The 22,763-nt window shown below is 53.5% G+C and carries 21 protein-coding genes, 1 tRNA gene and 2 rRNA genes; 4 read left to right on the top strand and 20 right to left on the bottom strand.

What is annotated here, in order from left to right; genetic code table 11:
• The first annotated feature begins 19 nt into the window (after positions 1 to 19).
• From rrf (FFS28_RS17230) to rrf (FFS28_RS17220), 3 genes are all read left to right on the top strand, one after another.
• Positions 20 to 135 (top strand): 5S ribosomal RNA (gene rrf / locus FFS28_RS17230).
• Positions 136 to 149: 14 nt separating this feature from the next.
• Positions 150 to 225: transfer RNA gene (locus FFS28_RS17225), tRNA-Thr, on the top strand.
• A 43-nt stretch (positions 226 to 268) separates the two neighbouring features.
• A 5S ribosomal RNA gene (gene rrf / locus FFS28_RS17220) occupies positions 269 to 384 on the top strand.
• Positions 385 to 486: 102 nt separating this feature from the next.
• Here rrf (FFS28_RS17220) and FFS28_RS17215 read toward each other — a convergent pair.
• The 7 genes from FFS28_RS17215 to FFS28_RS17185 all read right to left on the bottom strand — a co-directional run bounded on the left by FFS28_RS17215 (position 487) and on the right by FFS28_RS17185 (position 9,828).
• Complete coding sequence (locus FFS28_RS17215) at positions 487 to 1,245, bottom strand: amino acid ABC transporter ATP-binding protein (protein WP_137903544.1); 759 nt, start codon at positions 1,243 to 1,245, stop codon at positions 487 to 489.
• Positions 1,246 to 1,252: 7 nt separating this feature from the next.
• Positions 1,253 to 2,356, bottom strand: a complete 1,104-nt coding sequence (locus FFS28_RS17210; RefSeq protein WP_137903543.1) for an amino acid ABC transporter permease — start codon at positions 2,354 to 2,356, stop codon at positions 1,253 to 1,255.
• 9 nt (positions 2,357 to 2,365) lie between these two features.
• Positions 2,366 to 3,547 (bottom strand): amino acid ABC transporter permease, encoded by a 1,182-nt coding sequence (locus FFS28_RS17205; protein WP_137903542.1) that lies wholly within the window; start codon positions 3,545 to 3,547, stop codon positions 2,366 to 2,368.
• A 67-nt stretch (positions 3,548 to 3,614) separates the two neighbouring features.
• Positions 3,615 to 4,640, bottom strand: a complete 1,026-nt coding sequence (locus FFS28_RS17200) for an amino acid ABC transporter substrate-binding protein (protein ID WP_006178894.1) — start codon at positions 4,638 to 4,640, stop codon at positions 3,615 to 3,617.
• 458 nt (positions 4,641 to 5,098) lie between these two features.
• Positions 5,099 to 5,320, bottom strand: coding sequence for a lipoprotein (locus tag FFS28_RS17195; protein ID WP_006178893.1), 222 nt, complete (start codon positions 5,318 to 5,320; stop codon positions 5,099 to 5,101).
• Between the two features lie 243 nt (positions 5,321 to 5,563).
• On the bottom strand, positions 5,564 to 8,677 hold the full coding sequence (locus FFS28_RS17190) for an efflux RND transporter permease subunit (protein ID WP_006178892.1): 3,114 nt from the start codon (positions 8,675 to 8,677) through the stop codon (positions 5,564 to 5,566).
• 11 nt (positions 8,678 to 8,688) lie between these two features.
• Complete coding sequence (locus tag FFS28_RS17185; RefSeq protein WP_137903541.1) at positions 8,689 to 9,828, bottom strand: efflux RND transporter periplasmic adaptor subunit; 1,140 nt, start codon at positions 9,826 to 9,828, stop codon at positions 8,689 to 8,691.
• Between the two features lie 401 nt (positions 9,829 to 10,229).
• Between FFS28_RS17185 and envR the strand changes: the two genes are divergently transcribed.
• The gene (gene envR / locus FFS28_RS17180) at positions 10,230 to 10,877 is read left to right on the top strand and encodes an acrEF/envCD operon transcriptional regulator (RefSeq protein WP_137903540.1); all 648 of its coding nucleotides are present in this window, start codon (positions 10,230 to 10,232) and stop codon (positions 10,875 to 10,877) included.
• On the opposite strand, the gene FFS28_RS17175 is transcribed toward envR, so the two are convergent.
• The 13 genes from FFS28_RS17175 to msrP form a co-directional block, all read right to left on the bottom strand.
• The gene (locus tag FFS28_RS17175) at positions 10,872 to 12,956 is read right to left on the bottom strand and encodes a putative bifunctional diguanylate cyclase/phosphodiesterase (RefSeq protein ID WP_137903539.1); all 2,085 of its coding nucleotides are present in this window, start codon (positions 12,954 to 12,956) and stop codon (positions 10,872 to 10,874) included. The two genes, envR and FFS28_RS17175, sit on opposite strands and share 6 nt — an antisense overlap.
• Before the next feature lie 140 nt (positions 12,957 to 13,096).
• Entirely contained in the window at positions 13,097 to 13,261 is a 165-nt protein-coding gene (locus FFS28_RS17170; RefSeq protein WP_006178888.1) for a DUF2556 family protein, read from the bottom strand.
• 180 nt (positions 13,262 to 13,441) lie between these two features.
• Positions 13,442 to 13,738, bottom strand: coding sequence for a DNA-binding transcriptional regulator Fis (gene fis / locus FFS28_RS17165; protein WP_000462905.1), 297 nt, complete (start codon positions 13,736 to 13,738; stop codon positions 13,442 to 13,444).
• A 23-nt stretch (positions 13,739 to 13,761) separates the two neighbouring features.
• Complete coding sequence (dusB, locus tag FFS28_RS17160) at positions 13,762 to 14,727, bottom strand: tRNA dihydrouridine synthase DusB (RefSeq protein WP_006178865.1); 966 nt, start codon at positions 14,725 to 14,727, stop codon at positions 13,762 to 13,764.
• Between the two features lie 330 nt (positions 14,728 to 15,057).
• On the bottom strand, positions 15,058 to 15,798 hold the full coding sequence (locus FFS28_RS17155) for a carbonic anhydrase (RefSeq protein WP_088208420.1): 741 nt from the start codon (positions 15,796 to 15,798) through the stop codon (positions 15,058 to 15,060).
• A gap of 136 nt (positions 15,799 to 15,934) precedes the next feature.
• Positions 15,935 to 16,816: a 50S ribosomal protein L11 methyltransferase gene (gene prmA, locus FFS28_RS17150; RefSeq protein WP_006178862.1), complete on the bottom strand. Its 882-nt coding sequence runs from the start codon at positions 16,814 to 16,816 to the stop codon at positions 15,935 to 15,937.
• An 11-nt stretch (positions 16,817 to 16,827) separates the two neighbouring features.
• Entirely contained in the window at positions 16,828 to 18,279 is a 1,452-nt protein-coding gene (panF, locus tag FFS28_RS17145; RefSeq protein WP_137903546.1) for a sodium/pantothenate symporter, read from the bottom strand.
• Positions 18,269 to 18,511, bottom strand: coding sequence for a YhdT family protein (locus FFS28_RS17140; protein WP_006178860.1), 243 nt, complete (start codon positions 18,509 to 18,511; stop codon positions 18,269 to 18,271). The genes panF and FFS28_RS17140 overlap by 11 nt, the downstream gene beginning before the upstream one ends.
• Positions 18,512 to 18,620: 109 nt before the next feature.
• Positions 18,621 to 19,970, bottom strand: coding sequence for an acetyl-CoA carboxylase biotin carboxylase subunit (gene accC / locus FFS28_RS17135; protein WP_006178859.1), 1,350 nt, complete (start codon positions 19,968 to 19,970; stop codon positions 18,621 to 18,623).
• A 10-nt stretch (positions 19,971 to 19,980) separates the two neighbouring features.
• Positions 19,981 to 20,448 (bottom strand): acetyl-CoA carboxylase biotin carboxyl carrier protein, encoded by a 468-nt coding sequence (gene accB, locus FFS28_RS17130; RefSeq protein WP_137903538.1) that lies wholly within the window; start codon positions 20,446 to 20,448, stop codon positions 19,981 to 19,983.
• Between the two features lie 21 nt (positions 20,449 to 20,469).
• Positions 20,470 to 20,922, bottom strand: a complete 453-nt coding sequence (aroQ, locus tag FFS28_RS17125) for a type II 3-dehydroquinate dehydratase (protein ID WP_006178857.1) — start codon at positions 20,920 to 20,922, stop codon at positions 20,470 to 20,472.
• Between the two features lie 234 nt (positions 20,923 to 21,156).
• Entirely contained in the window at positions 21,157 to 21,756 is a 600-nt protein-coding gene (msrQ, locus tag FFS28_RS17120) for a protein-methionine-sulfoxide reductase heme-binding subunit MsrQ (RefSeq protein ID WP_006178856.1), read from the bottom strand.
• Complete coding sequence (msrP, locus tag FFS28_RS17115; RefSeq protein WP_137903537.1) at positions 21,756 to 22,757, bottom strand: protein-methionine-sulfoxide reductase catalytic subunit MsrP; 1,002 nt, start codon at positions 22,755 to 22,757, stop codon at positions 21,756 to 21,758. Before msrP ends, msrQ begins: the two co-directional genes overlap by 1 nt.
• Positions 22,758 to 22,763: the final 6 nt, after the last annotated feature.

Below are 22,763 nucleotides of genomic sequence, written 5' to 3'. Positions count from 1 at the left end.
ATACAGATTACAGAATTTGCCTGGCGGCTTTAGCGCGGTGGTCCCACCTGACCCCATGCCGAACTCAGAAGTGAAACGCCGTAGCGCCGATGGTAGTGTGGGGTCTCCCCATGCGAGAGTAGGGAACTGCCAGGCATCAAATTTAGCGTGCTGATATGGCTCAGTTGGTAGAGCGCACCCTTGGTAAGGGTGAGGTCCCCAGTTCGACTCTGGGTATCAGCACCACTTTATACTTAGGTTAAAGTTCGGCAAGAAGTAAAAGAATTTGTCTGGCGGCTTTAGCGCGGTGGTCCCACCTGACCCCATGCCGAACTCAGAAGTGAAACGCCGTAGCGCCGATGGTAGTGTGGGGTCTCCCCATGTGAGAGTAGGGAACTGCCAGACATCAAACAAGTGAAAAGGCCATCCGAAAGGATGGCCTTTTTGCGTTTTGGGCCGTATGAATCTGCAGGCCCGGTAAGCGTAGCGCTTCCGGGCACAAAACACTTAATGGATCACCTGAGATAAAAACGCCCGTGTACGCTCTGACTTTGGATGAGCAAAGAACTCATCTGGCGGAGCCTGCTCAACAATTTCACCGCGATCCATAAAGATCACCCTGTCAGCTACGGTTCTCGCAAATCCCATCTCATGCGTCACGCAAAGCATGGTCATCCCCGATTGCGCAAGCCCGATCATGGTATCCAGCACCTCTTTGACCATTTCTGGATCGAGAGCGGACGTTGGCTCATCAAACAGCATGATTTTCGGTTTCATGCACAGCGACCGCGCGATAGCGACGCGTTGCTGCTGACCACCGGAGATCTGTCCCGGGAATTTATGAGCATGTTCTGCAATGCGCACGCGCTCCAGGTAGAGCATCGCCAGCGCTTCAGCCTCTTTTTTCGGCATCTTTTGGACCCAAATGGGTGCTAGCGTGCAGTTCTGCAAAACGGTCAGGTGCGGGAACAGATTAAAGTGCTGAAACACCATCCCCACTTCCTGGCGAACGCGTTCGATATTGCGGATATCTTCATTCAGCTCAATACCATCCACCACAATCCGCCCCTGCTGATGCTCTTCAAGATGGTTAATACAACGAATTGTCGTTGACTTTCCCGATCCAGAAGGACCGCACAGGACGATCCTTTCCCCCTGTTTTACCTTCAGGTTAATGTCTTTTAACACGTGAAACTGCCCGTACCATTTATTGACGTTTTCCAGCGTAATCATCGCGTCGGCTGGGGTCATTGTTATTTGTCTCATCATTTCCTCAGTGCGGTGTACGCCCGGTGTTAAAGCGCTTTTCCAGGTGTTGGCTATAGCGCGACATGCTAAAACAGAAGATCCAGTAGATCAGCGCGGCAAAGACATACCCTTCCGTGGACATCCCGAGCCATGCGGGATCGACGGTGGCTTGCTGCACGCTGCTAAAGAGATCGAACAACCCGATGATGATCACCAGGCTGGTATCTTTAAAAAGGGCGATGATCGTGTTGACCAACCCGGGAATAACCAGCTTGAGTGCCTGGGGGAGGATCACCAGCCCCTGCGTTTTCCAGTAACCCAGCGCCAGGGATTCCGCGGCTTCATACTGTCCTTTAGGCAGCGCCTGAAGCCCGCCACGAACCACTTCAGCCACATAGGCGGACTGGAAGAGAATGACCCCGACCAGGGCACGGATCAGCTTGTCTATGGTGGTGCCCTCCGCCATAAACAGCGGCAGCATGACCGATGACATAAACAGAACGGTGATGAGCGGCACGCCGCGCCAGAATTCAATAAAAATAACGGAGAGCACGCGTACCACCGGCATGGTGGAGCGCCGTCCCAGTGCGAGCAAAATCCCCCACGGCAACGCGCCGGCAATCCCAACGGAAGCAATGATCAACGTCAGCGTCAGGCCGCCCCACTGGCGGGTTTCGACGCGTTCCATCCCCAGAAAACCACCGTACAGCAGCACCCATACGACAACGGGATACACAACCGCCCAGCAGGCGATATAGCGTCCACGGTGAGGCACTTTTTTCCAGAACATAACGGCGATGGAGAACAACCCGATCGCCAGCGCCAGATTGATCCGCCAGCGCTGTTCATGAGGGTATAACCCATACATGAACTGGCCAAATCGCTGGTGAATAAACACCCAGCATGCCCCCGCTTTAGTACAGTCTTCGCGAGTCGTGCCCGTCCAGTTTGCCTGTAATAAGGCCCAGTTCAGCAGCGGAGGAAGTAATTCCCACATCAGCCACAGGCAAACCACCGTCAGAAGCGAGTTACCCCAGCTGGAAAACAGATTCTTACGTGCCCAGGTAACATAGCGTCCGCCCGGAGAGAGGGATGGGCGCGCAGAGTGTGACAGTATCGCTTTACTCATCATCGTTCCTTAGCGCTCAACCAGCGCGATGCGGCGGTTGTAGAGGTTCATCAACAACGAAATGATCAGACTGATGATCAGGTAGACGGACATGGTGATGGCGATGGTTTCAATCGCCTGTCCGGTCTGATTAAGCACGGTTCCGGCGAACAGCGACACCATATCCGGATAGCCAATCGCGGCCGCCAGCGACGAGTTTTTCACAATATTTAGATACTGACTGGTCAGTGGCGGAATGATGACCCGTAGAGCCTGAGGAATAATGACCTGACGCAGCGTCACCGTATTTGGCAAGCCCAGAGAACGTGCGGCCTCGTGCTGTCCATAGGGTACGGCCTGGATCCCTGCTCGAATGATCTCAGCAATAAACGCTGAGGTATAAATAGACAGTGCCAGCGTCAGGGCGGCCAGCTCCGGGATTAAAACCATGCCACCCTGGAAATTAAACCCGCGCAGGTGGGGGACATCCCAGTGCAGCGCGGCGCCAAACAGACTCCAGGCAGCCCATGGCAGGACAACAATCAACGCTAGCGCGAACGGCCATGTCTTACGAAGTTGTCCGGTTTTAACCTGGTGTTTCCGGTTATAGCGAAACAGCCCGCCAGAGATGACAAGCGCAAGTGCCATAGCGATAACAAAGGCGTGTATCCCCTCAGCGACCTGAGGGGAAGGGATGTAGAGCCCCCGGTTGCTGAGAAAAAGCAGGTCGAAAGCGTCTACGGCCTGGCGCGGCCCCGGGAGGTTGCGCAGGACAGCGAAATACCAGAAAAAGATCTGCAACAAGGGCGGGATATTGCGGAACGTCTCAATGTAAAAGGTCGACAGTTTCCTCAACAGCCAGTTATCGGAAAGCCGCGCCAGGCCAATGAAGAACCCAAGCAGCGACGCGAAAACGATGCACAGAGCTGAGACCAGTAGCGTATTCAGCAGACCAACCACAAACACGCGCCCGTAGGTATCACCTTCCTGGTAATCGATAAGATGCTGAACAATTCCAAAACCCGCGCTGCGATCCAGGAATGCAAAGCCGGATGTAATACCGCGATTATTCAGATTGGTCACGGTGTTATGAATCAAATAAGCGGCGATGACGAGAACCGCGATAACAGCAATAATCTGGAATAGCCAGGCGCGGACCGCGGGATGAGAAAAGGATAGCGATCCTTTTATGGCAGAGCGGCGATGGGGCATAAACAAACCTCGGTAACCATGTCTCCGGAGTGGGCACCGCGTGCGCAGTGCCCGTTACAGCCGATGCTTAACGTACAGGTGGGGCGTACTGAATGCCGCCGTTGTTCCAGAGATTGTTCTGGCCGCGTTTTATCTTCAGCGGACTTTCAGAACCCACGTTGCGCTCGAAAATTTCGCCATAATTCCCGACCTGTTTAACGATGTGGTAAGCCCATTTGTTATCAAGCTTCAGGTCTTTGCCGAAATCGCCCTCTTTACCCAGCAGGTGCGACATATCCGGTGTCGATGGATTTGCAGCTTTCTCATCGACGTTTTTCGAGGTGATGCCCATCTCCTCTGCATTCAACATGGCGAACAGCGTCCAGCGCACGATGGAGAACCAGTCTTCATCACCACGGCGAACGACTGGACCGAGAGGTTCTTTAGAAATAACCTCAGGAAGGACAATCCATTCAGCCGGATTACTCAGCTTAATTCGCAGGGCATACAGCTGCGACTGGTCCGATGCCAGCGTATCGCAACGTCCTGATTCCAGCGCTTTCGCTGACTCATCTGAGCGGTCAAAGGTGACCGGGGTGTACTTCATGCTATTTGCTTTGAAGTAATCTGCGACGTTAAGCTCAGTGTCCGTTCCCGCCTGAATACACACAGTTGCGCCGTCCAGCTCTTTGGCACTTTTCAGGCCAGCTTTATTGTGGGTGAGGAACCCGATACCGTCGTAATAGGTTACGCCGGTGAATGACATGCCCATTCCGGCATCACGTGAAGATGTCCAGGTGGTATTACGCGACAGCATATCCACTTCGCCTGACTGCAACGCCGTGAAACGTTCTTTTGCCGTAAGCGGGGTATATTTCACTTTACTGTCATCACCGAAAACCGCAGCGGCAACGCCACGGCAGACATCAACGTCGATGCCGGTAAATTTGCCGTTTGCATCGGCATAAGAGAAGCCAGGCAAACCGTCGCTGATCCCACATTGTACAAAACCTTTCTTTTTAACCGCATCCAGCGTTGTGCCCGCATGGGCCTGGCTGGCAACAGCAAACAACACGCCCGCTGCGGCCAGGCTGGCTATCATCGTCTTTTTCATAATGCATCCTGTGTGGCGAAATTATCGTTATAAAGGCGTTTTGAAACGCTTTGACCTGTCTGTGTATGTGGCCGACGTTTATAAAGCAAACGTAATGCCAGGTTTACGCCCGATAAAATAAACGAGAACAGGGCGCACAATGCTGAGTGTAGACAGGGTTAAATAAATCGAATGCTCCGGAATGGTGCGAAATTCCAACCTGCGCCACAAATTGGAGCAAAAGTTTATTTAAGCGCATGTTTAAACGAAAGATAGTTTCTGACGTGAATATTGGCAGGGTATTGAATGTAATTAATATGTGAAAATAATCACGAAGGAAGATGAAATTAAATAGACGATACAAAAAAAGATGTGATGGGTTTTTGAGTGACGGTTTTCCCTGAATTTAACATTAATCTTTTACGTTCAGGAAGAAGGGAAGCAAAAGCGCGGACTGAGCCGCGCTTTCAAAGACGTTATTATTTGGTCAGGGCGACGATGCCCAGCGTCAGGCCTGCGATAGCGGCAGCGCCACCGGCAATGGCCCCTGCGGTTTCCCAGTTATCCTGGGTGGTGCCTTTCATGCAGGTATTGGTATGAACCAGTCGGCCCTGATCGTCGTATACCGGTACACATGGAGAATCGTGTGCGCAACCGGCAAGCAGCGCAGCGAGAAGTGCAACGGAAATGAATCTTTTCATGATGTTACCTCAGTGTTTTCTCACATTCGCTTTAAAGCCAGAGCGGCAATTAACGAATTAGCGCCTATTTTACCACTGCTATAAGCCCATCCCGCATGGGGAATAATCTCAAATTATGTGGTTTGTAAAAATCATGGAGAAAAACGGGCGTTAAAAGTAATTAATGGAGAAAGTGTGGAGCACATGAAACGTTATTCTCGCGGGAATTAAAAAAGGCACCAGAGGTGCCTTTTCAGTCATTCGTTAATCTTTATGTTTCGTGAAGCGTCGCCGCACCACCACAAAGAAGACGGGCACGAAGAAGATGGCCAGCAGGGTCGCTGAAAGCATCCCTCCCATTACGCCCGTGCCGACGGCGTTTTGCGCACCGCTGCCTGCACCACTGCTAATGACCAGCGGCATGACGCCGAGAATAAATGCCAGAGACGTCATCAGGATAGGGCGCAAGCGCATTCGCGAGGCCTCAAGCGTCGCTTCGATAATGCCTTTACCTTCTTTATCCATGAGATCTTTAGCAAATTCAACGATCAAAATGGCGTTCTTGGCCGCCAAACCGATGGTTGTGAGCAGGCCCACCTGGAAGTAAACATCGTTGTTCAGCCCGCGCAGCGATGCGGCAAGAAGCGCACCGATGACGCCTAACGGCACAACCAGCATGACTGAGAACGGAATAGACCAGCTTTCATAAAGAGCTGCCAGGCATAAGAACACCACGATCAGTGAAATGGCGTATAACGCCGGTGCCTGGTTACCGGAAAGTCGTTCCTGGTAAGACATCCCCGTCCAGTCATAGCCGATGCCAGCAGGCAGTTTTGAGGCCAGGCTTTCCATTAATGCCATTGCTTCACCGGTACTTTTTCCCGGTGCGGACTCACCAAGGATCTCCATTGATGGCATCCCATTGAAGCGCTCCAGACGTGGCGAACCGTACACCCAGTGCGAGCTGCTAAAGGCCGAGAAGGGGACCATTTCACCGTTCGCGCTACGGACATACAGGCTGTTAATGTCGCCAGGCAACATACGGAAACGGGCATCGGCCTGAACGTACACTTTTTTCACGCGTCCATGGTCGATAAAGTCGTTTACATAGGTGCCACCCAACGCCGTTGAGACGGTCTGGTTAACATCAGAAACGCTTACGCCTAAGGCCTGGGCTTTCTCCTGATCGACATCCAGCTTGAACTGAGGCGTATCTTCCAGCCCGTTAGGACGCACGCGAACCAGCAGGTCAGGATGCTCTCTTACCATACCAAGCAGCTGATTACGTGCCTGCGTAAGCTGCGTATGTCCCAGGTTTGCCTGATCTATCAACTCAAAGTCGAAGCCAGTCGCGGTACCCAGCTCAATAATAGCGGGTAGGTTGAACGGGAAGACCAGGCCATCTTTGATTTGGCTGAAGGCTTTCGTTGCGCGGCTCACAATTGCACCTACGCCATTTTCCTTACCCGGACGTTCTTCCCAGGGCTTGAGGCTGACAAACGCGATGCCTGAGTTTTGGCCCTGGCCGCTAAAGCTGAACCCGTTTACCGTGAAGACAGATTCAACGTTCGCTTTCTCTTTCGTCAGATAGTAATCCTGAACCTGATCCAGCACCTTCTGGGTGCGCATCTGCGTAGCACCGGCTGGCAGCTGCACCATCGTCATGAACACCCCCTGATCCTCTTCGGGCAGGAAGGAGGTCGGCAGGCGCAGGAACAGCACCGCCATGCCGCCGACGATAATGAGATAGACCAGCAGATAACGCCCGGTTTTGCGTAAGATCCCGCTCACGCTGTTACTGTAATGATCCACGCTTCTGTCAAACAGCGCGTTAAACCAGCCAAAGAACCCCCCTTTCTTCTCGTGGTGATCGCCGGAAACGGGTTTAAGCAGTGTGGCGCACAGCGCAGGCGTTAAAATCAGCGCAACCAGCACCGAGAGCGCCATGGCAGAGACGATAGTCAGTGAGAACTGGCGGTAGATGGCGCCGGTCGAGCCGCCAAAGAAGGCCATCGGAATAAAGACCGCCGAAAGAACCATGGCGATGCCGACCAGGGCGCCCTGGATCTGTTCCATCGACTTCTGCGTCGCCTCTTTGGGCGGCAGTTTGTCTTCAACCATGACGCGCTCGACGTTCTCGACGACCACGATGGCATCATCCACCAGCAAGCCTATCGCCAGCACCATCCCAAACATCGTCAGGGTGTTTATGGAGAAACCAAACGCCGCCAGGATGGCGAAGGTGCCAAGCAGCACGACCGGCACGGCAATTGTCGGGATCAGCGTTGCCCGCAGATTTTGCAGGAACAGATACATCACCAGGAAAACGAGAATGATCGCTTCAAACAGCGTTTTCACCACTTCGTGAATAGAGATCTTCACGAAAGGTGTGGTGTCGTACGGATAAACGACTCTCAGGCCCTGTGGAAAGAAGGGTTGCAGCTGCGCCAGCTTGCTCTTAATGGCGGCAGCTGTATCCAGCGCGTTTGCACCGGTAGCCAGTTTGATCCCAAGGCCGGTTGCCGCCTGGCCATTTATCTTGGTGACCATGTTGTAGTTTTCGCCGCCCAACTCAATTCGGGCAACATCCTTCAGATGCACCATTGAGCCATCCGGGTTGACCTTCAGCGTGACCCGACCAAACTCTTCCGGCGATTTCAAACGCGTTTGAGCAATAATTGAGGCGTTTAACTGCTGTCCGGGTATAGACGGTGTACCGCCTAACTGACCCGCTGCAATCTGGTTGTTCTGCGTCTTTAACTGGTTAATCACATCCAGAGGGGTAAGCTGGTATTTGTTCATGGCGTTACTGTCGAGCCAGATACGCATCGCGTACTGCGCACCAAACAGCTGAACATCGCCAACCCCTGAGGTCCGGCTAATCGCATCTTTCACGTTCGAGGCGACATAGTCAGAGATGTCATCCTGGCTCAGACTTTTATTATCAGAAACAAATCCCGCCACCAGCAGGAAGCTACTGCTGGATTTTTCTACGCCGATCCCTTGCTGCTGTACTTCTTGTGGGAGCAGCGGCATCGCCAACTGAAGTTTGTTTTGAACCTGAACCTGAGCAATGTCAGGGTCGGTCCCCGACTGGAACGTCAGGGTAATGGTCACATTACCTGCGGAATCGCTGGTGGACGACATGTACATCAGGTTATCGATGCCGTTCATGTTCTGCTCGATAACCTGGGTGACGGTATCCTGAACCGTCTGCGCATCCGCACCCGGGTACGTCGCCGTGACGGCGACCGCAGGGGGAGCAATGGTTGGATATTGTGCGACGGGCAGTTTTAAAATGGCGAGGCCGCCCGCAATCATCAAAATAATGGCGAGCACCCAGGCGAAAACTGGCCGCTGAATAAAGAAATTAGCCATGAAGTCTTCCCTTAACTGGCAGGAGTAGCGGCGGTATCAGACGTTGCCACAACGGTGACGCCAGGACGGACTTTCTGCAGGCCGCTAACGATCACGCGCTCCCCATTTTTCAGCCCTTTCGTTACCAGCCAGCGATCGCCAATGGCCTGTGGCGCAACGATCGTACGTGTTTCAACCTGATTTTTGTCGTTCACGACCAGCACGGTTGCATCGCCGCGTGGCGTACGGGTGACGCCCTGCTGCGGAACCAGAATGGCATCCGGTTGCGTACCTTCATCTATGCGGGCGCGCACAAACATGCCGGGTAAAAGTATGTGCTGTGGGTTCGGGAACAGCGCTCGCAGGGTGATAGATCCGGTGCTTTCATCGACGGTGACATCGGAGAACTGAAGCGTGCCTTTCAGCGGATAGGGTTGACCATTTTCCATGATCAGTTCAACCGAGCTGGCATTTTCGCCTTTCTGCAGGCTCGTCTGCTTCAGACGCATAAATTCGCCGCTGGATTGGGTAACGTCGACATAAATCGGGTCGAGCTGTTGCACCGTCGCCAGCGCAGTAGACTGCCCGTTCGTGACGAGCGCGCCTTCGGTGACGCTGGATTTACCAATACGACCGTCAATAGGAGAAGTGACTTTGGTATAGGCAAGATTGATACGTGCGCTTTCCATACCGGCTTTTGCTGCCACGACGCTGGCATCGGCCTGTTGCGCGTTTGCCACGGCCTGATCGTACTCTTGCTTACTGACGTACTGCGTACCGACCAGGGGGACATAACGCTTCACGGTCAGATGAGCAATATTCGCCGCCGCCTGTGCTTTTACCAGATCGCCTTTTGCGCTGTCGTAAGCCGCCTGGTAGGTGGCAGGGTCGATTTGATAAAGAGACTGGCCCGCTTTGACATCACTGCCTTCAGTAAAATTACGACGCAGAATGATTCCACTCACCTGAGGACGAACCTCCGCAACGCGAAAAGCATCCGTTCTGCCCGGTAACTCTGTGGTGACCGCCAGCGGGGCGCTTTTAACGATGTGAACGCTAACCTGTGGCGGCTGCGCATGCTGCTGTACATTATCCTGCCCATCACATCCGGCGAGCAGCGCGGCGCAGACAATGAAACCGGATAAAGGTAAGAGTCTGAAATGATTGGTCATTACGGTTCCTTTAAATACCCGTTTACCGATATTTGTCGTGAATCGGTGAACAGGGTAGGGGGCAAAAAATAAAAATGTAGCTGCGTATAATAGTGAGGAAAGATAATGTTTTTTAATTTATAAGTGCGACGCCAGGTCGTGCGAGTTAAAAATCGGAATCTGACCAGGTGCTTTTATGAATAAACTTCTGGCAATTTAGTTAGATAATGGAGGATGTAGTTAAACTACATTCATAAATTACGTGAATTTAATCGTGACGATGTATTTGCCATAATTATAAATAAATGCAATTGACCTTTTTTGTGCAAACTTATTTCCCGTTATAGGGAATACTTTTGTTTACACGACAATCCCGCTTTTCTTCATAGTGCATTCATCCTGAGAGCAATGAGTAGCAATTTATGGCGCGAAAAAAGAAAGAAGATGCACAGAAAACCCGACAACAGCTGATTGAAGCTGCCATCGAACAGTTCGCCACGCGTGGCGTCACCAACACGACCCTCACCGACATTGCGGACGCCGCGCAGGTGACGCGCGGGGCGATCTACTGGCATTTTTCCAGTAAATCAGAAATATTCAACGCTATCTGGGAACAACAGCTTCCCTTGCGCGACATTATTCGCGAACGCCTGCCGTTCACCGAAAATGACGACCCTTTAAGGATGCTTCGCGAACAATTTATCGCGGCGCTGCAATATATTGCCCGGGAGCCACGCCAGTGCGCCCTGTTACAAATTCTGTATCATAAATGTGAATTTAATAACGATATGATTTCAGAGTGTGAAATTAGACGGCGTATCGGCTTTAATGATGAGCATCTACGCGCGACGCTGGAAAAGTGTATCGCCAGAAAATTTATCTCTCCGCAGGTAAATATTGATCTGGTCCTGATCGTTTTTCATGGTTTCTTTAGCGGAATAATTAAAAACTGGTTAATGAACAGTACCCGTTTCAATCTTTATCAACAGGCACCCGCGCTGGTGGATAATATTTTGACGACGCTGCAAATCACGCGAGTGCCGTCAGTGGCATACGATACGGCGTCATGATGAGGTATGTGAAGGTGAAAACGTCCCGCTCTGGCAAAGCGCTTCAACGGCTTGTGCGGTAACAGGTTTCCCCAGGAGATAACCCTGCAGCGTATTGCAGCCGAGTTGCGTTAAAAATGCCTGCTGGGCTTCGGTTTCAACACCTTCCGCCACCACTTTCAGATTCAGCGTTTTTGCCAGCGCCACAATGGCCGAGACGATGGTGGCGTCTTCGCTCTCTCCACTCAGTTCCTTCACAAAGGCGCGGTCAATTTTCAACTCGCAGGCCGGGAGCTTTTTGAGATAGAGCAGGCTGGAATAGCCAGTACCAAAATCGTCAATCGACGCCTTCACGCCCGCGTCAGTAAGCTCCGTCAGCACTCGCACGCTTTCATCGGGATCGCTCATCGCGGTGGTTTCCGTCACTTCAAGGATCAGCATCTCCGGCGGCACGTTATGGCGCGCCAGACAGTCGAGCACCGTCTGCACCAGCGAAGGCTGTTCGAACTGCAGCGTTGACAGATTCACCGCCATCGACCAGTCGTTATGCCCCTGAAGATGCCACTGGCGCAGCTGCCGGCAGGCTTCATCGATAACCCAGTTGCCAATCGGAACGATCAGCCCTGTTTTCTCCGCCAGAGGCAGGAAAAGGTCCGGCGTCAGTAACCCCTGCGTGGGGTGTTGCCAGCGCAGCAGCGCCTCAAAACCCAAAACAGGCCCGGCGGGCGCGTGGAATTTTGGCTGATACAGCAGGCGCAGCTCGGCACGATCCACGGCCATCCACAGGTCGTTCATCAGCTGCAAATGGGTCTGCGCCAGGGTGTTCATCGACGGCTGGAAGAAGTGATAGCCATTTCGCCCCATATGTTTGGTGTGATACATCGCCGCATCGGCGTTAAACATCAGCTCGCGATCTGTTTTACCGTCGTGAGGATAGAGCGCAATGCCGATGCTGAGCGTCACCACCAGTTCGTAAGGCTCCAGGGCGAACGGGCTATCAATGGCGCGAACCAGGGCGCTGGCCAACGAGGCGGCATCGTCTGGCCCGTCAGTCTCGGCGAGAAGCACAAACTCATCCCCGCCAATACGGGCAAGCGTGTACTGTCCCTTCAGGGGCTGCAGCAGACGCTGTGTGACCGCCACCAGCAGCTTATCGCCCACGTCATGACCATAGGCATCATTCACCGTTTTAAACCCGTCGAGGTCCATAAACATGAGCGCGAAATGACGGCCTTCCCGATCGGCTTTACTGATGGCCTGGCCGAGACGGTCCTCAAGCAGGAGCCGGTTTGGCAGGCGGGTCAGCGTATCCTGAAGTGCCAACTGGGCCAGCTCGCGGTTGGCTTCCGCCAGGGAGGAGGCCAGCAGAGACGTGCGTGCCTGAAGCCGTGCATCGAGTATCGAGACCAGCAGGGTGATGCCCAAAATGGAGAGCGCAATGACGCTCACCAGTACCGCCAGCCAGCTGCCGTTAATGCCATGGTGGTGAAGCATGGTTGACGTCGGGAACTGCGCCGCCTTCATGCCCGCGTAATGCATACCGGCAATGGCGACCCCCATGGTGATGGCGGCGCCCAGCCTCATCAGCGCAACCTGCGCGGCATCATGACGCAAACGAAACGTCAGCCACAGGGCGACCAGGGAGGCGGCGAGGGCGATCGCCACGGAAACCGCCACCCATACTTTATCCCAGACGATGCCGGGCGTGACTTCCAGGGCCGCCATGCCGGTGTAATGCATGGCGACGATACCCGTCCCCATGACCAGTGCGCCAGGGAGGAGTCGGCGTAAACGAAGCCGATCGCAGCTGACGAGCCACAGGGCAAAGAGCGACGAGCCGATGGCGATGATCATCGAGAGCACCGTCAGCGCGATGCTATAGCTCATGCTCATGGAGAGGTCCATCGCCAGCATGCCAATAAAGTGCATGGCCCAAATGCCGATACCCATCGAAATGCCGCCACCGGCCAGCCAGACGCGGGACGCCATGCCCTGACTTCCGGCAACGCGCGCAGCCATATTCAGCGCGGTGTAGGCGGCCAGGATAGCAACGACGAAGGAGATGACGACAAGGATTTGGTTGTATTGGCTAACCAGCATGGTTGTTCACTCGTAATGAGAGATTTAACAAGGGCAGTTAAGAAGGGCTGAGACATTATCATCGTCAGATAATGACTAAAAGGGATTTAAGGCCCTGTTTTTAGTAGGTAATAACAGGGTTTTTGAACGACGTCAGGCAGTTAGTCGAGTTCGGAACAGTTCACAAGTTTCAGTGGATTGACGGAATTCATATTGCGGCACTTATCGGTTTCAGTACTTAACAGTTCAATCCACTGCATCAGCAGGGCATCGAAAAGGAAAACTGAGACAGCAAAGACAACCAGCCACCAGTATTTACGAATCATTGTGTCATTCCGGACGAAAAGAGCCTGTAAGGTGGTGGAAATATACACGAAATGCGGGCGTTTAAAAGTGGGAGAGCTGAAGGTTTACAAAGCGTTGACGGACGAGCAAAACAGGCGATAAAAAAGGCGCTTCCCCATGCCGAGTAGCGCCTTTTTAAACAAGCATTTCGCTAATCGAAATTAGTTCATGCCGTATTTTTTCAGCTTCTTACGAAGGGTACCACGGTTGATACCCATCATCAGGGCTGCGCGGGTTTGGTTACCGCGGGTGTATTGCATCACCATGTCCAACAGTGGCTGTTCAACTTCAGCCAGTACCAGCTCATACAGGTCATTAACATCCTGACCGTTCAGTTGAGCAAAATAGTTCTTCAGTGCCTGTTTAACCGAGTCACGCAGGGGCTTTTGAGTTACCTGATCCTGAGAGTTAACGGTAGAAACGGTCAGTACGTCAGAATTTACGCGTTGTTCGAACATAGTTCTGTCAGCTCTTTATTTCATTACGCAAAATTTTCGAAGTATGCCTCCAACGCCTCCAGCTGTACGCTGGCATCCTCTATGGCGTTGAATGTGCGCCGAAACTGGTCATTTGGAGCGTGCTCCTGGAGATACCAGGAAACGTGTTTACGCGCAATTCGGTACCCTTTTGCCTGGCCGTAAAAGTCATGCAATTCCCGAACGTGCGAACAAAGCAAGCGCTTAACCTCTGCCAGAGGCAGTGGAGCAAGCAGCTCTCCAGTGTCCAGATAATGCTGGATTTCCCGAAAGATCCAGGGTCTTCCCTGAGCTGCACGTCCTATCATCAGAGCATCAGCTCCCGTATAGTCGAGCACAGCTCTGGCTTTAAGCGGGTCAGTAATGTCACCATTCGCGATAATCGGAATGGAAACTTTCTGCTTAACTGCCCGAATGCTGTCGTATTCAGCGTAACCATTGAACAAGCAGGCGCGAGTGCGTCCGTGTATGGTCAGAGCCTGAATGCCACAATCTTCGGCCAGTTGGGCAATCTCTACACAGTTACGGTGTTCCGGCGACCAACCCGTGCGAATCTTTAACGTAACAGGAACGTCCACTGCGCTGACAACCGCCGTCAGGATCGCTTTGACCTGGTCGGGGTATTGCAGAAGGGCTGAGCCTGCAAGCTTGCGATTCACCTTTTTGGCCGGGCACCCCATATTGATATCAATAATCTGGGCACCACTTTCCACGTTAATACGCGCGGCATCTGCCATCTCTTCAGGCACGCTTCCGGCAATTTGCACGGTGCGAATACCTGGCTCATCAACGTGCACCATCCGTAGACGGGACTTATCGCTTTCCCAAACCTGCGGGTTAGACGACATCATCTCGGAAACGGTTAATCCGGCTCCCATCTCGTAGCACAGCGTCCTGAACGGCCGGTCGGTAATACCTGCCATAGGGGCTGCGATCAGGCGATTTCTGAGCTGGTGGTGTCCGATGCGCATGAGTTAAGAAATGACCATACTGTGACTGCAAGGCGGCGTATATTACGCATTTTTTGCACGAGATGAAAGGCCAAACTTTGAACAATCCTCTGTTGTAGATCAAGGAATCAGCGGCCTGACGTGGTGATGAGATTTATTCACTATTTAAATCATTGAGTTATGTGTTAACGCTTATTTTATAGGCGCTTACAATTTCCCGTAACTTCTCATCGTTTCTGAATAAATGAATCGGTTTAGCGGGATAATCTGCTGTTTTTAGCAGCAGTTTATCCCGCTTCAATGCGATCTGCGTCGCATTTTAGAACATGATCTTAGTGCGAAAAATGCACATTACTCCACGACGACACGGCCATGGAGTGACTGTACCGAGCGGTTATTATCGTGGTGCATGGTATGGGTGAATTTCTCCAGTTGTTCAGCAGAGAGCGTCAAAGGATGTTTAAGGACAACCCAGATAACGCCTTCGGAACACGGAGGAGTAGTAAGCGAGCCGCTAAAACGCCAGTAGGTTTTGTCTTTCGGCAGAAGGTTATTCAGATTAAGGTTCTGATTAATGGTCGCATTTTGCTCCGCATGTTCAGGCATCACTTTCCACAGCTTTTCCAGCTCAGCATTCGGTGCGCCCTTATCAAACATTACCGCAACCACGACCAGTTCGCCTTCAGCATTCTTGTGCACCAGGTGCATTTCCATCGCATAGTTTTTGCCATGGATCGTGTTTTCACTCGGCGCATGGAAATGGAATTGCTGAAGAGACCAGGTCTGTTTATCCAGGGTAATGCTGTCGCGCGTGTCCGCTTTTTCGCCAGCCTGAATGGTGTGCCCGTTGTTCGTCAGCGTGATGGGACCCTCGGTGTAGTGCGTTTGTAACGGGGTGAGGTGGGCCTTAAGGGTGGAATCAATGTTAATCGGGGACTGATTCATACCGCTTTGACAGGTTTTATACGCCTCATCCAGTTCGCCCCAGTGCTCCGGAGCGCCCTCGCCTTCATAGCTCCAGTGTGATGCATACGCTGAAGCGGAAATGATGCTCAGCGCCAGCAGCGCTGCCTTGCCAGTGATGTGTTTCATAATATTCTTCCGGTGAATTTTATTGTTCAAATCATTTAATTAACGCATGATTTGTAAGGGTATTTTACCGGAGAAAACCAGGAGGCGGGAGCAATATCAGAGAGGAAAGGCGTGGTCAGATGACCACGCCAAAAGATCACTTTTTACGGCCAGTAATACGGCACCACTCTTCTTTCTCAACCACCGGATCGAGCGTAAAGAGATCGGCATAGGCTTCGCAGACGCTGTCGGCCTGGCTGGCGAGGATGCCGGAAAGGCCCAGCAGGCCGCCTTCAACGGGCAGCACGCTGATTAACGGTGCCAGCTCGCGCAAAGGGCCTGCCAGAATGTTCGCGACGACGACGTCGGCTTTCATCGCTTCTGGCTGCGCGTCGGGCAGGTACAGCTCCAGACGGTCGGAGACGCCGTTACGTTCAGCGTTATCGCGGCTGGCCTGGATAGCCTGGGGATCGATGTCGATCCCGATCGCTTTCGCTGCGCCCAGCTTCAGCGCGGCAATCGCGAGGATCCCCGAGCCGCAGCCAAAGTCGATCACGGTCTTGCCTTCCAGATCCAGCCCGTCCAGCCACTGCAGGCACAGCGACGTAGTAGGGTGCGTGCCTGTACCAAATGCCAGACCCGGATCGAGCATAACGTTCACCGCGTTTTCATCGGGAACGTCGCGCCAGCTCGGGCAGATCCACAGGCGTTTACCGAACTGCATTGGATGGAAGTTATCCATCCACTCGCGTTCCCAGTCTTTGTCTTCGATCTGCTCGATCTTATGGACAAAGCCTGCGCCCAGAAGCGGGTGGTTTTCCAGAATCGCGACGACCTCGTTCATGTCGGTTTCGGCATCGAACAGGCCGATAACGTCGGTGTCGCCCCACAGGCGGGTTTCACCCGGAAGCGGCTCGAAAACCGGCGTATCATGCGTGTCCTGGAAGGTGATGGAAACCGAGCCGGCCTCCATCAGCGCATCGCTCAGCTCTTCGGCATTCGCGCCGGTTGTATTCAGTTTCAGTTGGATCCACGGCATGGCAAAACTCTTTATTTATCAGTAGAAATCATAGCGGGCTGTGGGACGGGTTGACCAAAACGGTTCCCTACCACAAACGCCAGTAAGCTTAACAGTAACGAAGGCACAATCGGATGGAAGCCCAGATACTGAATATTAAACGTCGCAAGAACGGCGTACAGCACGCCGCCAACCATCATAGCGCTCAGCGCGCCTGCGGCATTGGCCCGCTCCCAGTAAAGCCCCAGCACCAGCGGCCACAGGAAGACCGCCTCAAGCCCACCGAACGCGAGCAGGTTGAGCCAGATGATCATCTCCGGCGGACGCCAGGCGGCCAGCAGCAATAACGCCCCTAACAGCAGCGTAATCACGGCTGACATCCGCTTCAGGCGTCGCTCGTTTTCGACCTGCTCCGGGCGCAGGTTCAGATAGAGGTCTTTAATGATCGTAGCGGAACTTTGCAGGAGCTGAGCATTGATCGTCGACATAATGGCGGCCATAGGCGCGGCGAGGAATATTCCGGCAGCAAAGGGCGGAAGCACTTTGACCATCAGGGTTGGGATCACTAAATCGGGTACCGTCAGGTCCGGGATCACCGCGCGGCCTAATGCGCCTGCCAGGTGCATACCAAACATCAGGATCGCCACAACGATGGTGCCGATGATGATGCCTCTGTGCACCGCTTTGCTGTCTTTATAAGAGATGCATCGCACCGCGGTATGCGGCAGGCCAATCACCCCAAAGCACACCAGCACCCAGAACGAGGTCATAAACGTCGGGGAGAGGATATCGTCCGCGCCCTGCGGCGAGACCAGTTTCGGATCGATCGCTTCCAGGGTTTCCACGGCATGGCTCAGGCCGCCTGCCGCATGCACAATCCCCACCAGCAGAACGATAGTGCCAATAAGCATCACCATCCCCTGCATCGTATCGTTCAGCACGCTGGCACGGAACCCGCCAAAGGCGGTGTACAGCGCAATACTCACCCCGAAGATGATAAGGCCGGTCTCATAGGGGATCCCCGCTGCCGTCTCCAGCAAACGCGCGCCGCCGATAAACTGTACCGTCATCGCACCAATAAAGGCGACCAGCAGGCTCAGGCTTGCGAGCCACACCAGCAGACGGCTCTGATAACGCGCAAACAGCATATCGTTGAGCGTCACGGCGTTATAGCGGCGAGCCAGAATGGCAAATTTTTTGCCAAGGATCCCCAAAGAGAGCCAGACGGCAGGCAGCTGAATCATCGCCAGCAGCACCCAACCTAACCCGTATTTATAGGCGGCACCGGGACCACCGATAAACGAGCTGGCGCTGATATAGGTGGCGGTAAGCGTCATGGCCAGCACAACGCCCCCCATCGAGCGGCTACCGAGAAAATACTCATTCAGGAAGGTGCCGGTGGTCCTTTTACGCATCGCATAAACAGACAAACCAAACACCACTAACAGGTAAGCGATAAGCGGCAGAATGACTTCAGGCTGCATCATCGTCCTCCAGCGGAATATCGCGATAAATGAATTTCACCATTGCCCAGCACAGCAGGATAAAGACCAGCGGCACCAGAAGACACGCCATCTCAAACCAGTGAGGCAGGCCGGTAATGCCGATAGCTGAATCAGGTAAGTAAGCGGTTACTAACCAAGCAGCGAGATAGAGAAGGGTCAGCCACAGCGCCCAGCGCGCTTCTTTATGGGCCTGAACAAAACGCTTGTCCATTTTTTGTCCCTTGTGGATGAAGAAAGCGGGGATTGTACATGATGGGGCATAGCTCCCCCCAGAAATAAAAAAAGGCCGGATTAACCGGCCTTTTCGCGTTGCTGCAAACTTACTTCTCGTTCAGACCGAGTTTCTTCTCCAGATAGTGGATGTTAGTTCCACCATTCTGGAAGTGCTCGTCGCTCATGATGCGCATCTGCAGATCAACGTTGGTTTTGATACCGTCGATGATCAGCTCCTGCAGGGCGTTCTTCATGCGGGCAATCGCCACGTCACGGTTCTCGCCGTAGCAGATGAGTTTACCGATCATTGAGTCATAGTACGGCGGTACGGTGTAACCGGCGTAAATATGAGACTCCCAGCGCACACCAAAGCCACCCGGCGCGTGGAAACGCGTAATTTTACCCGGGCTTGGCAGGAAGGTGTTCGGGTCTTCGGCGTTGATACGGCATTCTACCGCATGGCCTTTGACCACAACTTCGTCCTGCTTGATGGACAGAGGCTGGCCGGCAGCGATACGCAGCTGCTCTTTGATCAGGTCAACGCCGGTGATCATTTCGGTAACCGGGTGTTCAACCTGAATACGGGTGTTCATTTCAATGAAGTAGAACTCGCCGTTTTCGAACAGGAACTCGAAAGTACCCGCGCCGCGATAGCCGATATCCACACAGGCCTTGGAGCAACGCTCGCCGATGTAGCGACGCAGTTCCGGAGTAATGCCCGGCGCTGGCGCTTCTTCGACCACTTTCTGGTGACGACGCTGCATGGAGCAGTCGCGTTCTGCCAGATAGATGGCGTTACCCTGACCGTCAGCCAACACCTGAATTTCGATGTGGCGTGGGTTTTCCAGGTACTTTTCCATGTAAACCATGTCATTGCTGAAAGCCGCTTTCGCTTCCGCTTTTGTCATGGCAATGGACTGGGCCAGTTCTGCATCGCTGCGCACTACGCGCATACCACGACCGCCGCCGCCGCCGGACGCCTTGATGATCACCGGGTAGCCAATGCGTTTCGCATGGGCACGGTTAACATCCATATCGTCGCCCAGAGGGCCGTCGGAGCCTGGTACGGTTGGAACACCGGCTTTCTTCATTGCGGTGATCGCAGACACTTTGTCGCCCATCAGGCGAATGGTGTCGGCTTTCGGGCCGATGAAGATAAAGCCAGAGCGTTCAACCTGCTCGGCAAAGTTGGCGTTCTCAGAGAGGAAGCCGTAACCCGGATGAATTGCCACCGCGCCGGTGATTTCAGCGGCGCTGATGATAGCCGGGATGTTCAGATAGCTTTTTACGGACGGAGCCGGGCCAATACAGACCGTCTCATCCGCCAGCAATACGTGTTTTAAATCGCGATCCGCGCTTGAGTGCACGGCCACGGTCTTGATGCCCAGTTCTTTACAGGCACGAAGAATACGCAGTGCAATCTCGCCACGGTTGGCGATAACAATTTTATCCAGCATGTTCGCCTCGTTACTCGATGACGACCAGCGGCTCGTCAAATTCTACCGGCTGACCACTTTCGACCAGAATCGCTTTCACAGTACCTGACTTGTCAGCTTCGATCTGGTTCATCATTTTCATGGCTTCGACGATGCACAGGGTATCGCCTGCATTGACTTTCTGACCCACTTCGATGAACGCTTTCGCGTCCGGGCTCGGGGTGCGGTAGAAAGTCCCAACCATTGGGGAACGTACGATGTGACCACTGATTTCTGCGGCTGCGGCAGGTGCAGCGTCTGCTGCTGGTGCAACGGCTGCGGCAAGCGCAGGCTGCTGCTGCATCATCGGCGTTGCATAAGCCTGCTGCATTACCGGGAAGCTAGCGGCTGGGGCTGCACGGCTGATGCGTACAGACTCTTCGCCTTCAGAAATTTCCAGTTCGGAGATGCCTGATTCTTCAACCAGCTCGATCAGTTTTTTAATCTTACGAATATCCATGAGTGGGTTCCGTACTCTTGTTTAGTGTGATTGTGACAGGCGTTTTACCGCTGTCTGTAAAGCGTATGAATAACCGTCTGCACCCAGTCCACAGATAACACCAGCGGCGATATCCGACAGGTAGGAATGGTGGCGGAACGGTTCTCGGGCATGCACGTTACTCAGGTGGATCTCGATAAACGGGATACTCACCGCAAGCAGTGCGTCGCGGATAGCAACACTGGTGTGCGTAAACGCGGCCGGATTGATCAGGATATAGTCCACATTGTCTTTAGCCTGATGAATACGGTCGATGATTGCGTACTCCGCGTTTGACTGAAAATGATCCAAATCCACATCTAATGACGCTGCTTCCGTACCCAGACGGTTAACAATTTCACTCAATGTTAGCGTGCCATACTTCTCTGGCTCACGGGTTCCGAGCATGTTCAGGTTCGGTCCGTTAAGGACTAAGATTTGAAATTTACCAGCCATTGTGCCGCTATCTCCTGCGAATCTCGGGTAAAAAACAAAATATACCTTCGATGCGCGATTGTCACCTTTTCAGAGGCCTAAAACCCCTGTCAGGAAAACCAAAGTCGCACATTATAACGATTTCGTAGCATTTGGCAGCTAAATACTGGTCTTATCAGGGAAGATTATCAACCGCAAACCCAAAAAGATTCACGGATGATAAGTATTCTGCGGGAAAACGCACAGTTTCGCGCACTATCGCAACCACTGGCGGAACTTCTTATAACGCCACGCCAGCAGGCCCAGCGCCAGGAGCGCATAGAGGATGGGCTGCGGCGAGAGAATTTTCACCGACCACAGGTAATGAATGGGGGCGAGGATCGCAACCAGATAGACGACGTTGTGCAAATACTGCCACCGTCGGCCCAGTTTTCGCTGGGCATACTGCGTGGAGGTGAGCGTCAGCGCCAGCAAAATCAGCCAGCTCACAATGCCCAGCGTCAGGTAGGGGCGCGTCACCAGTTCGCGGCCCAGTAGCGACAAATTGTTAATCCCCAACTCAAGCAGCGCATAGCTGGTGAGATGGATCGTCGCCCAGGCAAAACACCATAGCCCTAACAGACGACGGGTGCGTATCAATAATGGCTGTTTAGCGTAACGCGCCAGCGGTGAGACCAGCAAGGTCGCCAGTAAAAATTTCAGAGCCATCCTACCCGTAAAGTGCTGGATATCCTTCGCCGGGTCGGCGCTGAACGCGCCTGCATTCACCGCCCAGAACAGCCAGATAAAAGGAAGCAAACCGGCCAGGTGCAGCAGCACCTTCAGCCAGACGATCTGCTTTGCGGTTAAGCGCACTAGAAATTCTCCCGTAAATTCAGCCCACGGTACAGAGACGCCACCTCATCCGCGTAGCCGTTAAACAGCAGCGTCGGCTGGCGTTTAACGTCCAGCGCACCGCCCGACCCGATAAACCGTTCGGTGGCCTGCGACCAGCGCGGGTGATCCACATGCGGGTTCACGTTAGCAAAAAAGCCGTATTCGCCCGGTGCCGCCAGGTTCCAGGTGGTGGGTGGGCGCTCGCGGGTGAGTTTGATGCTGACAATGGACTTAATCCCTTTAAAGCCGTACTTCCACGGCACGGTCAGGCGAATGGGTGCCCCGTTCTGCGGCGGCAGCGCTTTGCCGTAAACGCCCACGGTCAGCAGCGTAAGCGGATGCATGGCTTCGTCGAGGCGCAACCCTTCCACATAGGGGTATTCAAGCCCGCCGCCGATAAAGCGGTCCTTTTGACCCGGCATCTCGTCTGGCGCATACCGCGTCTGGAACGCGACGTACTTCGCGTTGCTGGTGGGCTCAACCATCGCCAGCAGCTTATGCAGCGGGAAGCCAACCCAGGGAACCACCATGGACCAGGCCTCCACGCAGCGCATCCGGTAGATGCGCTCCTCCAGCGGAAAACGGGTGGTGAGGTCGTGGTGATCCAGCGTCAGCGGTTTGGCAACCTCGCCGTCAATTTTTAGCGTCCATGGATCGGTTTTCATGCTGCCCGCATTGGCCGCAGGATCGGCCTTATCAAGGCCAAATTCATAGAAGTTGTTATAGCCCGTGACTTTATCTTCTGGCGTCAGCGCCAGTTTATTTTGCCATTGTGGGGGTTTCGTAAAGGTGAGGGGCGCACCGGAGGGCGCTTTTGGGCGGTCGTTACCCTTAAACCAGTCGAGCAGGTCGGCGTGGGCCGCAGGGGTAAGCGTTAAGGCGGTCGCGCTGATGCCAAGCATTTTCAGGATCTGGCGGCGCTGTAACATAAAGACAGATTCAGACGTTACGTCGGCTTCCGTCAGCTTTCGGGTTTTCATGGCATC

This window comes from Enterobacter sp. 2VL, from assembly GCF_005503595.1.
Classification (GTDB): domain Bacteria; phylum Pseudomonadota; class Gammaproteobacteria; order Enterobacterales; family Enterobacteriaceae; genus Enterobacter; species Enterobacter cancerogenus.
The sequence above is the reverse complement of the archived record's forward strand: the minus strand, read 5'-3'. Positions and strand labels throughout refer to the sequence as shown.